Genomic DNA, 13,608 nt, shown 5'->3' with positions numbered 1-13,608 from the left:
AAAATTCACAGTCAATTCGCGACATTCCAGTTGGGACCTGCCGATCCTCTTTATAGATGGATTGTGTCAACGATAAGCCTATCGACTTAGAACTATTTCCAGAGCAGCTCAGCCTTTTGCATTTAATATGCACTAATTTGATTATAGGCTTTACCCCACATAAGCACACCATTGCTTATTCTTTGTATTAAGATTGCGACATTTTTCATGAACCGATCTATAACCATGAGGCTTTCAAGGTGAAATTAGACAGAAAATCGCCGATAGAGCATTGATATTTTTACAAACCAAATAAAACTCGATGAACTAAGCTTGAATAGATGAGTTTGTTATAGATACCTGATAATCAAATCGCTATAATTCGCGCTCCCTGGAACAGAGAGCAAAATATGACCAATAACATCACTCCTATTCATGAGTACAAAAAATACTGGGCAGAGTGTTTTGGTACGGCACCTTTCTTGCCGACCAGTCGCAAAGAAATGGATGCCCTAGGATGGGATAGCTGTGACATTATCATTGTAACCGGTGACGCTTATGTGGATCACCCAAGCTTTGGTATGGCTATCATTGGCCGCCTGCTAGAAGCACAAGGTTTCCGTGTCGGTATCATTGCTCAACCAGAATGGCAAAATAAAGATGCGTTCATGCAACTTGGTAAGCCAAATCTGTTCTTCGGGATCACTGCGGGTAACATGGACTCCATGATCAACCGTTACACCGCGGATAAAAAGCTTCGTCACGATGACGCGTACACACCGAATAACGAAGGTGGTAAACGCCCAGACCGAGCAACGTTGGTTTACTCTCAACGTTGTCGTGAGGCATACAAAGAAGTACCTATTGTTTTAGGTGGTATCGAAGCTAGCCTACGCCGTGTGGCACACTACGATTACTGGTCAGATAAAGTTCGCCGTTCTGTACTGTTTGATGCAAAAGCAGACATCCTACTTTTTGGTAACGCAGAGCGCGCACTTGTCGAAGTAGCACATCGCATCGCAAACGGCGAAGACATCAGCACCATGACCAATATTCGTGGTACTGCCGTGAACTTGCCAGCGGCGCCAGAAGGCTACACGGTTATTGATTCTTCTCGCATTGAAAAACCTCGTAAAGAAGCGTTCGTACCAAAGAACCCATACGAAGTAGAAACTCAGTGTGAAACTAAAAAAGACGAGCCAGTTGCACAACCAATCACAATTCGCCCATCACGCCACGATGCTGCGACGACTGCGGTCCGTTTACCTTCGTTTGAAAAGCTAAGAAACGATCGCATTCTTTATGCGCATGCAAGCCGTGTACTGCATTTAGAAACGAACCCGTACTCTGGTCGAGCGTTACTTCAAAGCCATGGTGATCGTGAACTTTGGGTAAACCAAGCTCCAATTCCATTGACGACCGAAGAGATGGACTTTGTGTTTGGCCTGCCTTACGCGCGTGTCCCTCACCCTATGTACGGGAAAGCAAAAATTCCTGCGTACGACATGATCAAGACGTCTGTAAACATCATGCGTGGTTGCTTTGGTGGCTGTTCTTTCTGTTCGATTACCGAGCATGAAGGTCGAATCATTCAAAACCGTTCGAAAGAGTCTATCATCAACGAGATTGAAGAAATTCGCGACAAAGTTCCAGGCTTTACCGGCACAATTTCCGATCTTGGTGGCCCGACTGCAAACATGTACCGCCTGGGCTGTAAAGATCCAAAAGCGGAAGCGAACTGTCGTCGTCCTTCTTGTGTATTCCCGGGCATCTGTAACAAGCTAAACACAGACCACAAACACACGATCGATTTATACCGCGAAGCGCGTAAAGTTGAAGGCGTGAAGAAAGTGATGGTTGCATCTGGCGTACGTTACGACCTTGCGATTGAATCACCAGAATACGTGAAAGAGCTCGTGACTCACCACGTGGGCGGTTACTTGAAGATTGCACCGGAACATACAGAGAAAGGTCCTCTTGATCTAATGATGAAGCCAGGCATGGGTACGTACGATCGCTTTAAAGAGATGTTCGAGAAATACAGTGCAGAAGCAGGCAAGAAGCAGTACTTAATCCCTTATTTTATCTCTGCGCACCCAGGCACAGAAGACGAAGACATGCTGAACCTTGCTCTGTGGCTCAAAAAGAACAACTTCGAATGTGACCAAGTACAAAACTTCTACCCTTCGCCAATGTGTAACGCAACGTCGATGTACTACTCAGAGACAAACCCTCTGAAACGCGTGAAGTACAAAAAACGTGAAGATGTACCTGTAGCAAAAGGTGAACGTCAACGTCGCCTACATAAAGCGCTGTTGCGTTACCACGATCCAGCAAACTGGCCAATGATCCGTGAAGCCCTAGTCAGTATGGGTAAAAAACATTTGATTGGTGACAAACAAGGCTGTCTCGTTCCTGCAGAAGACATTGAAGCACAAACACCTGCGCAACGTCGTAAATCTGGTCGTCACGGGGCAAACCGCTTTGCAACCAAACATACCAAAAACCAACCAGGCTTCGGTGGTCATTTGAACAAACGCTCTGAAGGCGGTTCAAAAGATGGTAAACCATCTGGCAACCGTAACGGTTCGGGTAAAGCTACAGGTGGTCAACGCCCTGCAAGCAACGGCCAACGTCCTAGCGGCAACGGTGCAAACCGCCCGGCAGGTAGCAAGCCGCAAGGCCAAGGTCGCCCACAAGGACAAGGCAAACCAGCTGGTCAACGTAAACCAAAGCGTCGCTAATTATTTAGAGCTTAAATACTAGAAAGGGCTCCAGAGTTAACTCTGGAGCCCTTTTGTTTTGTCAGCTCATTGAGGCATCACTAATAACTCAAACTTTGATTCAATCAATACAAAAAATGGTAAACACCAACCAACTTATTGGAAAAACAAACAATTATTTGATTGAAGCAAAACCATAAAAATATAACTCATTGATTTTTAATTGCTTTATTTTGGTGCGATATTTGCGTAACAGAGTAAAACTCTTAAACATGGGCTAACGATGAATAATCCACTTCCCCCAAAAACTTCTATGTTCTGGTATGACAACAGCTATACCTATGAGGAGGCCGTTCAGGCATTTGAAAGAGATGGTACACTGAAATCGCTGAATATCGTTCCAACCACGGAATCCGATGATCTTGCTGGCTCACCCCCAGAGCGCAGTATGTTTTGGGAGGGAGAAACAAAAAAAATCGATCCGCCACCGCCGTCTGAACCAGAGCCTCTCAATTTAAAAACTGAAAAAGAAGCAACGGAAGCATCACCTGCGCACTTTATCCCAGTCCGCTATGCCATCGATCAGCTAGAAACAGAAGAGACACAACCTTTTGGTTTGCCTGAAGAATGGAAAGGCCAAGGCCCAGCCAAACTCAATACCGTTGGTTACACCCTGCGTCAACTGCGCGACGGTTGGCTGTATGTGTATGATGCAATCAACAAAAGCTTAGACGAATACGAAATCAAAGGAACGCAATTCACGCTCTATAAGTTGGGAGAGTCAGAAAGCCCAAAATCAGAGCTGCGTGGGACACCACAAGATGCAAAGCCCTTCCTTACTTACGTCAACGGAAGCGTACTATCGATTTGCTTCTCTGAGCACCGGTGGACATGGCACACGTTCATGCGCGTACTTAACAATCCGAGTAATCATATCGATCGCATGCAAACCATTGTTCTGTCCTCAAACGAGAATCAGCACAACATTGCACCAATAGATAAGTTAACCCAAGTCGCTGATATTGAATCTTCTGCCGTCGATGATGGTCGCTTTGCGGATTCTGGCATCGCCACCAAAGCAGATGAAGATGGTTCTGTCTTTAAACCTGTCGCAGTCGAAAGCGATTTAACCTCTGCGATTCCAGAAGAAGAATCAGGCTACTTCGTCGCGATAAAAGATTACGCCGCAGACATTCAAGATATGTCACTGCATTTTGTTGGTGCCGCAAGCCCTTACCGCCTTTTCACTGACCAGTTTTCAAACCAGTGGAACTTGATGCAGACCGCCATGCAACTGTGTATGTTCGGGGCAAGTGACAATATAGACATGCCCACAGGAGTAAAGCGCAAAAACCAAGAGCTTGAATTCTATATGGACATGGCGGATTACTATGACAACTCAGCAATGGTTGACCTTACCAGTGAATCTCAAGCAGCTATCATCAAAGGAATGCCATCTTCATTTTCCCAGCAAGCTATCGATGATTACCAAAAATCCACTTCAGAAATAGCAGGGGCCATACAGAAGAAATATGGCATTTCAGCAAACCGATTTGGTAAATACGAGCAATGGATAGCGACTGAGCGTTGGCGTAAGCAACTCAACTGGAAACAAATGCTGAGCGAAATGCAAGAGCTGTCAGAACAAAAAGAAACCATGCTAGCCCAAGTTGTCTCGGTCAAACGCGACTTTATCGCAGTAATGGAGTCCTTAACGCCGCATCATCTCGAAAGAACCTTCGACCTATACAGCGAAGACACACAGTACAGCTTGTATCAACTGCACAAGCAAGCGGTTGAGTCATTTACTTTGGTGATACAAGAAGAAGACCGACAGTGGGCTGAAAGCCAATGGGAAAAACCAACCAGTTTACTTGCTCTCTATGCCTCTGGGTTTAGTCGTAGTTTATTTAAAGTGATGGAGAAGAATATTACTGAGGCGCAGAATGAACAGTCGATCACCTCAGAAAATTCTGATGCTGATAATCAGTTGATGGACCGGATCTCGGCTACCAGCAACCGTGTGAGCATGTACTCTAAGATCATGGATTTTGTTTCCAACCCAAACACTGCGGAAACGGACTTTCTCAAGGATATCGCCAAAGGTTTCCAAGAGCTGGACATTATCTTTAAATCTGCAATAGGTGCACTTGCAAAAGGCGTTGTAGAGTTTGGCGTTAGCATGACTTCACAAGCATCGATTTTACTGATGCCTGTTTTAGCTAAACCTCTGAACCGTCAGAGCTATTATTTGTTTGCCGTTATTGCAGAGCATATGGCACACAATATGCCGGTGACTGTAAATGAAAGCTACGCTCGCGATTTTGAAAAATGGAAAACACGCGTAAATGATTACCTAAGTGAGCTCAAGAAAAACGATGCGGTCATTGCTGACTTCCAGAAAAACAACCGCAAAGCTGACTCTAAATACACAACAGCTTTAAAAAATAAAAAGAGAATTAAGAAGGCACTCGCTGTGGCTACATTGGAGTACCCACAGTATATTGAATTACCCGATGATCTACCGCAAAGAACCGTCGAGCTTAGAACTGGGATCGCTATGAATAAGCTCGATGATTTGAATAAACTGTTCGAGAATGCCGGTGGTCTAGGCTTTATGGCATTAGTATTTAACTGCATCGCGCTTGGTGATGCCATGAGCAGTATTCAAGACACTGGATTAATGTCCTCAGATGAATTTTTGGATATCCAACAAAAGCTTTTTTATACAGTCAACGCTTGGACGGGTATTCGCACCGGTAAACTTTGGGACAACGTAAGAGTAGATAAAACGCTACGAGCACGTTCTTTATCTGCCCTAAAAGAAATGGCGAAACGTGATACCACAATACCTATTTCTTCTTTGAGTGATCTTAAAATTTTCAACAAATGGCTTGCGGTAACAGGAATAATAGGTGCTTTAGCTTCAGGGATAGAAGCTTACCGGTCGTTACAACAACTTGATAGTTTGAATGGCACTGCAAAAATTGCGGGATACTTCAACTTTTCTTCTTTAGTTGGACTTACAGCAGTAGGGACCTTTCAAGCTGTAGGAGGAATAACTGGCGTATGGTCAGCAAACGTTCTTTTCGGTGGGCCAATCATGTTTGTCATTATGGGGCTAACTGCAATTTACCTTTTGAGCAACTATGTAATGAGCAAGTTCAAACAAGACGATTTTCAAAAATGGTTAGATAAATTACCGTGGGGATATAATTCCGCCAGAGCACAATGGAGTCAGTCTCCAGATCTGTTAGAACGAGAAAAACACAACTCTTCATTAGTACAAAAGGCACTATTTGATTTACAAACCATCATAAATAAACCATCAATCTACCAAGTGCCAATGATGCGGGTTGTTCCCAATTCATCAACGCAATACCCATCAGCAATGCAGGAGCTGTTTGGTATTGCGTTGCATATCCAAGTTCCTACCAAAATAGCAAGAGATGGAATTAAACTTCGGACAAATACTTCTGTAACTAAGGGAGAATTGATATCAGGAACTTGGTACACCGGAGTAGATCTAGAAACCTTGAATAGCCCGATGAACTCCACAAACTCTCAAAGCGTGTATAAATTGAGTTTACCTATGAAAGACTCAACTGACTATCTAGCATTTGAGATAGAATACATCCTCGATGATGAAAACGAATTAAGCCGTAAGTACTGGTTCCAAAATAATGCAAAACAGCGTGCAACTTATACGGCGATTTCAGACAATACTAAACAAGCAACGATCAGAAGTTCATTAACTTCAGATACTAGTGAACTTAGCTTACAGGAGTAACCCTTGGCTTATTTACCTTTTTACATCACGCCAGACGAGTTTTCGGCTTATCAAGAAGAACAAGAGCAACAAATTCTAAAAGGGAAAGAGCTCACAACCTGGCACAAGCACGATATTGAAGAGCCTTTTCGATACTTATACTTATCAATTGCTATAGCCGCAGTCAGCCCATTATTTTTCCTTACCTACTTTCTGCACGATAGTAGTCAGATGCTCTTGACCTACATATTATCAGGCTTAACGATAATCATGTCCGGTGTTTCTTATCTTACATTTGGTTTAGACAATCGTTATGACTACACCATATCCGAGCAAGGCATGGTCTTGAGAAAGAGACGTGATCTCCCTACTTGGGTGAACTCAGCAGCGCAAGTGATGGGTTGGTTTGGAGCAGTAGTCTGCGTATTTATGGTAATCGCAGTAGGACCAATGGCTCTAGTCGGTGCTGGTGGATTTATTTTAGTTTCATTTCGCATGCTGAAGCGCCAACCTGAAGAAGAAACTGAAGTACGAGTGGGGCTTCGCAAAGATTCATTGTTTGCTCAATACAACAAACAGCGAAAACTCATTGTGATTTATCACAAATTTGACGACTGCTATTTCTTTGACATTGAGCATAAAGAAGTCAGTCGAAACCAAACTCGTGGTCGAAGTTATATATTTTGCAAAACTGAATCAGAAGTGGATTACTTGTTGAAGTTGTTAGTTAACAAGTGGAACATCGAATGCTCTGAAGAAAACAACATTAAACAGCTTTTCAATACAGGCCTAATGTACGAAAAACTTCAAGATATTCCAGTAAGAGGAACTAAATATCTACTAAGCGAAGTAGATAGCCTGAGAAATAAGAATGCCACATTACCCGAACTAAAATACTTGCGTGGTGACTTATGGCTAAGCGAAGCGGAAATCGACCAGCGCAAAGCAGAACTGAATACAACCAAGGAGTAACCCTTGGCATATTCACCATTTTACGTCACCCCAGAAGAATTAGCAGTTTATCAAGAGGCGCAAGAGCAAGAAATACTCGCAGGCGATAATGTCAGAACATGGCATAAGTATGATGTAGAGGAACCATTTCGCTATTACTTTAAACTTTTTGCGTTTCCATTTGTGATCGCTCCATTCCTATTAACTTTGTTTATACATACGAGTGACACGGTTGACGTAACTATTTTTTCTTTTATTTTATCGGTGATGGTGTCTGGAGCCTTTTACCTTACGATTGGCCTCGACTATCGCTATGACTATATTTTTTCTGACAAAGGCTTTGTGATGAAGAAACGTCGCAACATGCCTAAGTGGGTGAATACCGCCACGCAAGCCGTTGGCTGGATAGGTGCAGTGGTGTGTGTGGTGATGGTAGCGATGGTTGGCCCGATGGCGTTAGCAGGCGCTGGTGCTTTTATATTAGTCTCCTTTAAAATGCTTAAACGCAAGCCTGATGAACCAACAGAAGTAAGAATCGGAGAACGTGAAGACTGGCTCTTTGCTGATTACAATAAGAAAAGAAAAGTAATTAAGTTCTTTTTTAAGCATGACACATGCGAATATATTAATATAGAACATACTAAGATTTCACGCTTACACAACCGATTCCACTATTACGTATTTTTCAAAACCGTGTCTGACTTAGAGTCTATGGTCAATCAGCTAGCCACGGAATATAAGCTTGACTGTACAGAAGTCGCCGACCACAAAAAGCTATTTGAAGCTAAGCCAGAGGCTAGACTGTTTGGTACGCCAGTTTGTTATAAAGAATATCAAACCGATGAGGTATTTGATTTAAGGGCGTCAAATGCCCCGCTCCCAGAGCGAGAGTACCTATATAACGGCAAGTGGCAAACCGAGTCTGAAATCGAACAATCAAAATCTGAACTAACGGCAGCCAAGGTATAAACCTTGGCTTGTTTACCTTTTTACATCCCCCCATGAAAAGCTTTAGGTTTACTCTGATGTACAAAAAGAAAAATTGGTTCAAATAACGAATTTTTAACTCGAGGATAGGATAGTAAGCCCGAACCTTTCTATCCTCAACTAAACACCCATTTTGCACTGAGTAAATAGTTACTCACCATGCCTGCCAATATGCCTAAGATCAAAGCCAAATAGACCATCACCCCTTGCGTTCCTAGCGCGAGCGTTACGCCTTTGAACACAATAAAGTTAGGCAAAGCACTGATAAAGGCACTCGCCATAAATTTTTGCCATTGAGCGAAAGGGTTGGTTTTTTCTGCTTGAGAGAAAGTCAGCCAGCGATTGCCAAGCCACGTTGTGGTAGCTGCAAACAAAAATGCTATCCCACGAGCCAGCATCAGATCCAGACCAAACCTATGGAACAACACAGAAAAGATAAGGGTGTCGACCATAAAGCCGACACCACCTACTAGAGCAAACCTTGTTAACGAAGCAAACCTTTCCAGCGAAGTAAATTTTGGTAATTTGCGCATTCCGTTATCCAACCACACAGGTGTAGAGTGAGCGTTTCGATTTTGCTGTGAACTCGTTGGTACAACTCAACGCATTTTCATGAATCATGCTATCCACTTGCTGCGATTTACCAATCAGGCGGAATTTCTTCAGATTGTTTAAGTCATTCTTATCTTCAAGCTTTTTCGCCTGACCATGACTATAGAACTGGCCTGAGAACGGGCGCTTACCAATATAAAAGACCGGAGCGTTGTCATTAATTTGCGCGAAGATAATGCGGTCGCTGCGGCTATCCGCTTTGCCCATATTCAAAACCAACATCGCAATCATAAGCAGGGCTGGCAACACCGCTGCCGTTCCGGTCAACCATTTGAAATCGTGTTTATCCACCAGCATCGCAATCAAGATACCCAACGCAGGCACACCCGGTAGTACGTAAGCAGGCAAAATATTCCCAGCCATGGTGAACAAGAGCATTGGAGAAATCAGCCAACACATCAGGAAGCTAAATAGACCTTGATGATCGGTTTCAATGGCTTTGAGCACCTTACGACGTTTCCACGCCAAGATAGGCAATACAATTGACCAAGGCGCAGCCGACTGCAGCCAGAATACCCAGATCATCCCACGTGGTTGATCATGAGCAGAGCCATACAGGTCCCCTTCCCAACCGCTGACAACAAAACGCTTAAAGTGCTCGCCAACAATGAAGTAATCAATAAATCCAGGCGTCGCCATTTCAGCCATGATGTACCAAGGCAGAGCAATCGCTAACATGAACGCCAACCCCGATACAATTGGAAAACGCTGCCACAAGGCTTTGAAGGCACCAAAAAAACCATGCTGAATCACGAGCCAAGGAAATACTGCGATGCCCATGATCACGATCGCCACCGGACCTTTTGCTAACAGCCCGCAAGCCAAGCCAAAGAAACCGAGGTAACCCCACAATCGGCTGTGTTTGTCTTTGCCAAGCCAGCAATAGTAAAAACCAACCATCGCCATCGTCATTGCCAACGTCAGTGCCATGTCTGTCATCACCGCACCCGCCGCAATTGAAAAGATGCCACACGTCGCCAGTACCAACGCTGCGATGACAGCATTAAAGCCAGCGCGATGCGCCATGAAAGCAACAAAAACAATCGTCGCAACGCCCGCTAACCAATGAGGCGCGCGCACTGCAAATTCATTCAATCCAAACAGCTCAATGCCGTAAGCACTCATCCACGTGAACAGGGGTGGCTTCCCCCAAAAAGGCACGCCATAATCAAACTGTGGGGTAAGCCAATTGCCTGTTTCCACCATTAAGCGCGCCATTTCGCCGTAGCGGGCTTCTGTGGTGTCCATCAAAGGGTAAGCGGCAAGTGAAATAAGACGGAGTAAAAGAGCAAACGCCAACAACAACCACAGATGGGTTTTATTAATACTCATGATTACGCGGTTTCTCCCAGTTTAAACTTCATGGTTTGGATGGATTGATGTTTTGCAGGCTGCTCGTAAACAGACTGAACAAGATAAAGAGGACGTTGCTTGGTCTCGATAAAAATGCGGCCAATGTATTCGCCCAAAAGGCCAATCGACAGCAGTTGCACACCGCCCAATGCAAGTTGGACGACCATCATGGATGGGTAGCCAGTGACAGGCTCACCAAATACAACAGTTTTCATCACAATGAATGCGCCATAGATAAAGGTACTGAACGCCACTAACGCACCAGCAAGTGTCGCTAAGCGCAAGGGGCGAATGGAAAACGAGGTAATACCGTCCATTGCAAGGCCAATCAACTTGAGGTAGTTCCATTTAGTCTCACCACAGAAACGAGCGTCACGCTCAAACTGAACCGTCACTTGCTTGAAACCCGGCCAAGAGAAAATGCCTTTCATGTATCGGTTACGTTCTGGCAGCGCACTGATGTGTTTGACCACTTTTGCGCTCAGTAAACGGAAATCGCCCACGTTCTCAGGCACATCTAATTTCGCCATGCTATTGAGCACTTTGTAAAAGCAAGCGGCCGAGAAGCGCTTGAACCAAGTTTCACCGTGGCGTTCGCTGCGCTGCATGTTCACCACGTCATACCCTTCACGCCATTTTGATACCATTTGCGGGATCAACTCCGGCGGGTCTTGCAAGTCGGCATCAATCACGATCACCGCTTCACCTTGACAGTGTTCCAGACCCGCACTCATGGCGGACTCTTTGCCGAAGTTACGGCTTAGTGCAATACAACGAACGTCGCTAGAAGATTGAGAAAAGTTTTGCGCGATCATTAGGCTCTCGTCTTTGCTGCCGTCGTCCACATAAACGATTTCACAGCGTTCTGGCATTTCATCCAAAACGGCGGCTAAACGACGATGAAATTCAGGTAAGACTTCTTGCTCGTTAAAGAATGGCACCACAACAGACAAAACTGTTTTAGGCTCAGTGTGTTGGCTCACCTTTGAAAAGGTTGCAGCGTGAATGTTGAAGGTTGACATGCTACTCTTCCACTAAATCCGATGAATGAATCCAGTCTACAAACATCAACGTGAAAGAGATGTTATTGACATCTTTTTCACGTCCTTAGTGAATAATGTTCGGTTAAGACGAAGTCTTATTTTCGAACACCTGCCCACTTGGAGAGAAATACATGAAACGCGTACTTTTAGTCGAAGATAATCGAGAAATTGCAGGCATGCTGTTCGATTATTTTGAGTGTGCAGGTATGGAACTCGATTATGCAGACAACGGCGAACTCGGCCTGAAACTAGCGATGGAAAACACCTTCGACATCATCTTGCTCGATCTCATGCTGCCACGCATGGATGGCCTGACCATGTGTAATAAACTTCGCGACGCGGGCAACAACACACCGGTACTTATGCTGACGGCGCTCGATAGCCGTGACGATATGCTCAAAGGCTTCCAACACGGTGCGGATGACTATCTGACCAAACCTTTCGATCTGGATATTCTTGAAGCGCGCATGATGGCACTGATCCGCCGTTACCGTGGCACTGTCGCATCGAGCAAGTTGGAATACGGTGAAGTGTCTATCGACCAAAAAACGCGTAAAGCTTATCGCCAAGATAAACTGTTGGCGCTAAACCCTACCACTTACACCATTCTGGAAATGCTTGTGAAAAGCGCGCCAGACGTAGTGACACGCGAAGAAATTGCCTTCCAACTTTGGCAAGAGAACGAGCCGAACAACGACGTTCTGCGCAGCCACATTTACCAACTTCGCAACCAACTTGATAAGCCATTTGAACAACATGTGCTTATCACCGTGCCGAAAGTTGGCTTCCGCTTGGAGACAAGTGCATGATCAATCGCTTACTTGCTAGCACGCAAAGCACACAAAGTATGACAGGGCGACTCGCTCTGTTTTTCTCTTTTGTGTCGGTCGTGATTGGCATCTTCTGCTTTTTGTTGATTACCGGCTCCCTGCTTTGGTCTGAAGACCGCGTGGGCGAGCGTCGTATTATGGTCGACAAAAAAGAAGCAATTGAACATTTCCAGTCCCACCCAGAGCAAGGCAGTATTCAGCTTGACCTGCTCACCACTGCATACAACGACATCTCATTGGTTGCCGAGCGCTATCAAAAATACCTGATTGGTCAAAAGCACTTTCTTGATGAAGTAGAAGACGGTGAATACTCGCGCATGGTTTACATGAGCGCTTACACCTACAAAGGCGTTGAACATCCCGTTATTCTGGTTTCCTTGATTGATGAAATCGAGATCACCTCAGAGGAATTCATTCTCGTCGTCGCTATGGTGCTGTCCATTGTCGCCGTGCTGGTGTTCCTGTTTGGTAGCCTCCTGCTGCGCTTATCACAACGCTTGATTGAACCCGTCAATGCGCTTAAAACTCAACTCGACCATCATCAAGGCGATGCTACGCAAACTTTTAGCGTGCCAGAGGGATCAGCCAAAGAGTTCCAAACCCTCGCGGATGAGTTGAATGAGTATCGCCACAAAATCAACCAAGTCATCAAGCGCGAGCAAGCCTTTGCACGATACGCAAGCCATGAACTGCGTACACCGTTAACCGTAATGAAAGGCTCAAGCAGCCTACTGGCGAGAAGTGCGAACACGGATTTCCAGACTCGCCAAGTGAACCGAATTCAAGATGCAACGCAGCAGATGTCGACCATGGTAGATGCCCTACTCGGCTTAGTGCGTTACGAGCGTAATGCAGATGATTCACCAGTGCGCAGTATCACCGAAGAAGAACTCAACCAAATCATCTTCCAAAGCCAAGCTCAGGCGGATGAGAAAGCACTCAGCTTTGATGTACAGATCGACGGCAACCCTAGAACGCGCGCGACCAATGCCGTGTTGACCATTATTCTTGGCAACCTGATTCGCAACGGCATCGCTGCGACACCTTCGGGATCAATTCATATCAATATGGATGAAAACACCATCTCGGTGCGCGATGAAGGTGAAGGCTTTTCGACCATTCCACATTCTGATGGGCACGGATTAGGTTTGATGATTGTGGACGATTTGTGCCAACGCTATGGCTGGCAATTTAAGATTGGTACACATCCAGAAGGTGGTTGTGAGGCAGTAATTGATCTTGCGTCAGAGCATCAGGAATAACCGAAATGGATGTACTGAAACCCAGACTTTTTATCTGGGTTTAATGGCGTTACACTACGCGCCCTTTTTAACGGCAAGGTCGCGTGGTTGGACACGTCA

At 45.0% G+C, this 13,608-nt stretch carries 9 protein-coding genes; 6 read left to right on the top strand and 3 right to left on the bottom strand.

Translation table 11 applies throughout. From position 1 onward, the window contains the following. The first annotated feature begins 389 nt into the window (after positions 1-389). From R7041_RS10830 to R7041_RS10815, 4 genes are all read left to right on the top strand, one after another. Positions 390-2,723 carry a YgiQ family radical SAM protein gene (locus R7041_RS10830; protein ID WP_064368606.1) on the top strand — a complete coding sequence of 778 codons (2,334 nt, stop codon included), beginning with the start codon at positions 390-392 and terminating at the stop codon, positions 2,721-2,723. A gap of 262 nt (positions 2,724-2,985) precedes the next feature. Continuing rightward, positions 2,986-6,492, top strand: a complete 3,507-nt coding sequence (locus R7041_RS10825; RefSeq protein WP_206949242.1) for a T6SS effector BTH_I2691 family protein — start codon at positions 2,986-2,988, stop codon at positions 6,490-6,492. Positions 6,493-6,495: 3 nt separating this feature from the next. Continuing rightward, complete coding sequence (locus R7041_RS10820; protein WP_064368608.1) at positions 6,496-7,443, top strand: hypothetical protein; 948 nt, start codon at positions 6,496-6,498, stop codon at positions 7,441-7,443. A 3-nt stretch (positions 7,444-7,446) separates the two neighbouring features. Beyond that, a complete protein-coding gene (locus R7041_RS10815; protein WP_064368609.1) occupies positions 7,447-8,391 on the top strand; it encodes a hypothetical protein in 945 nt (314 codons plus the stop codon). A 134-nt stretch (positions 8,392-8,525) separates the two neighbouring features. Here the strand turns inward: R7041_RS10815 and R7041_RS10810 are convergent, their stop codons facing one another. Genes R7041_RS10810 through R7041_RS10800 form a run of 3 tightly spaced genes read right to left on the bottom strand, consistent with a single transcriptional unit; the run spans position 8,526 to position 11,396 of the window. Further along, entirely contained in the window at positions 8,526-8,942 is a 417-nt protein-coding gene (locus R7041_RS10810; RefSeq protein WP_064368610.1) for a GtrA family protein, read from the bottom strand. A 4-nt stretch (positions 8,943-8,946) separates the two neighbouring features. Continuing rightward, positions 8,947-10,353 carry an ArnT family glycosyltransferase gene (locus R7041_RS10805; RefSeq protein WP_064368611.1) on the bottom strand — a complete coding sequence of 469 codons (1,407 nt, stop codon included), beginning with the start codon at positions 10,351-10,353 and terminating at the stop codon, positions 8,947-8,949. 2 nt (positions 10,354-10,355) lie between these two features. Beyond that, positions 10,356-11,396: a glycosyltransferase family 2 protein gene (locus tag R7041_RS10800; RefSeq protein ID WP_081048904.1), complete on the bottom strand. Its 1,041-nt coding sequence runs from the start codon at positions 11,394-11,396 to the stop codon at positions 10,356-10,358. 152 nt (positions 11,397-11,548) lie between these two features. Between R7041_RS10800 and R7041_RS10795 the strand changes: the two genes are divergently transcribed. Both R7041_RS10795 and R7041_RS10790 read left to right on the top strand, forming a co-directional pair. Continuing rightward, positions 11,549-12,226, top strand: a complete 678-nt coding sequence (locus tag R7041_RS10795; protein WP_199454849.1) for a response regulator transcription factor — start codon at positions 11,549-11,551, stop codon at positions 12,224-12,226. After that, positions 12,223-13,509 carry a sensor histidine kinase gene (locus tag R7041_RS10790; RefSeq protein WP_064368612.1) on the top strand — a complete coding sequence of 429 codons (1,287 nt, stop codon included), beginning with the start codon at positions 12,223-12,225 and terminating at the stop codon, positions 13,507-13,509. The genes R7041_RS10795 and R7041_RS10790 overlap by 4 nt, the downstream gene beginning before the upstream one ends. The last annotated feature ends 99 nt before the right edge of the window (positions 13,510-13,608 follow it).

Source organism: Vibrio sp. 1751, assembly GCF_033339895.1.
Taxonomy (GTDB): Bacteria; Pseudomonadota; Gammaproteobacteria; order Enterobacterales; family Vibrionaceae; genus Vibrio; species Vibrio alginolyticus.
The sequence above is the reverse complement of the archived record's forward strand: the minus strand, read 5'-3'. Positions and strand labels throughout refer to the sequence as shown.

Excerpts from the sequence above, each read along its gene's own strand:
- R7041_RS10830 (WP_064368606.1), top strand. The coding sequence starts at position 390 with ATGACCAATAACATCACTCCTATTCATGAGTACAAAAAATACTGGGCA.
- R7041_RS10825 (WP_206949242.1), top strand. The coding sequence starts at position 2,986 with ATGAATAATCCACTTCCCCCAAAAACTTCTATGTTCTGGTATGACAAC.
- R7041_RS10810 (WP_064368610.1), bottom strand. The coding sequence starts at position 8,942 with ATGCGCAAATTACCAAAATTTACTTCGCTGGAAAGGTTTGCTTCGTTA.
- R7041_RS10805 (WP_064368611.1), bottom strand. The coding sequence starts at position 10,353 with ATGAGTATTAATAAAACCCATCTGTGGTTGTTGTTGGCGTTTGCTCTT.
- R7041_RS10800 (WP_081048904.1), bottom strand. The coding sequence starts at position 11,396 with ATGTCAACCTTCAACATTCACGCTGCAACCTTTTCAAAGGTGAGCCAA.
- R7041_RS10795 (WP_199454849.1), top strand. The coding sequence starts at position 11,549 with ATGAAACGCGTACTTTTAGTCGAAGATAATCGAGAAATTGCAGGCATG.
- R7041_RS10790 (WP_064368612.1), top strand. The coding sequence starts at position 12,223 with ATGATCAATCGCTTACTTGCTAGCACGCAAAGCACACAAAGTATGACA.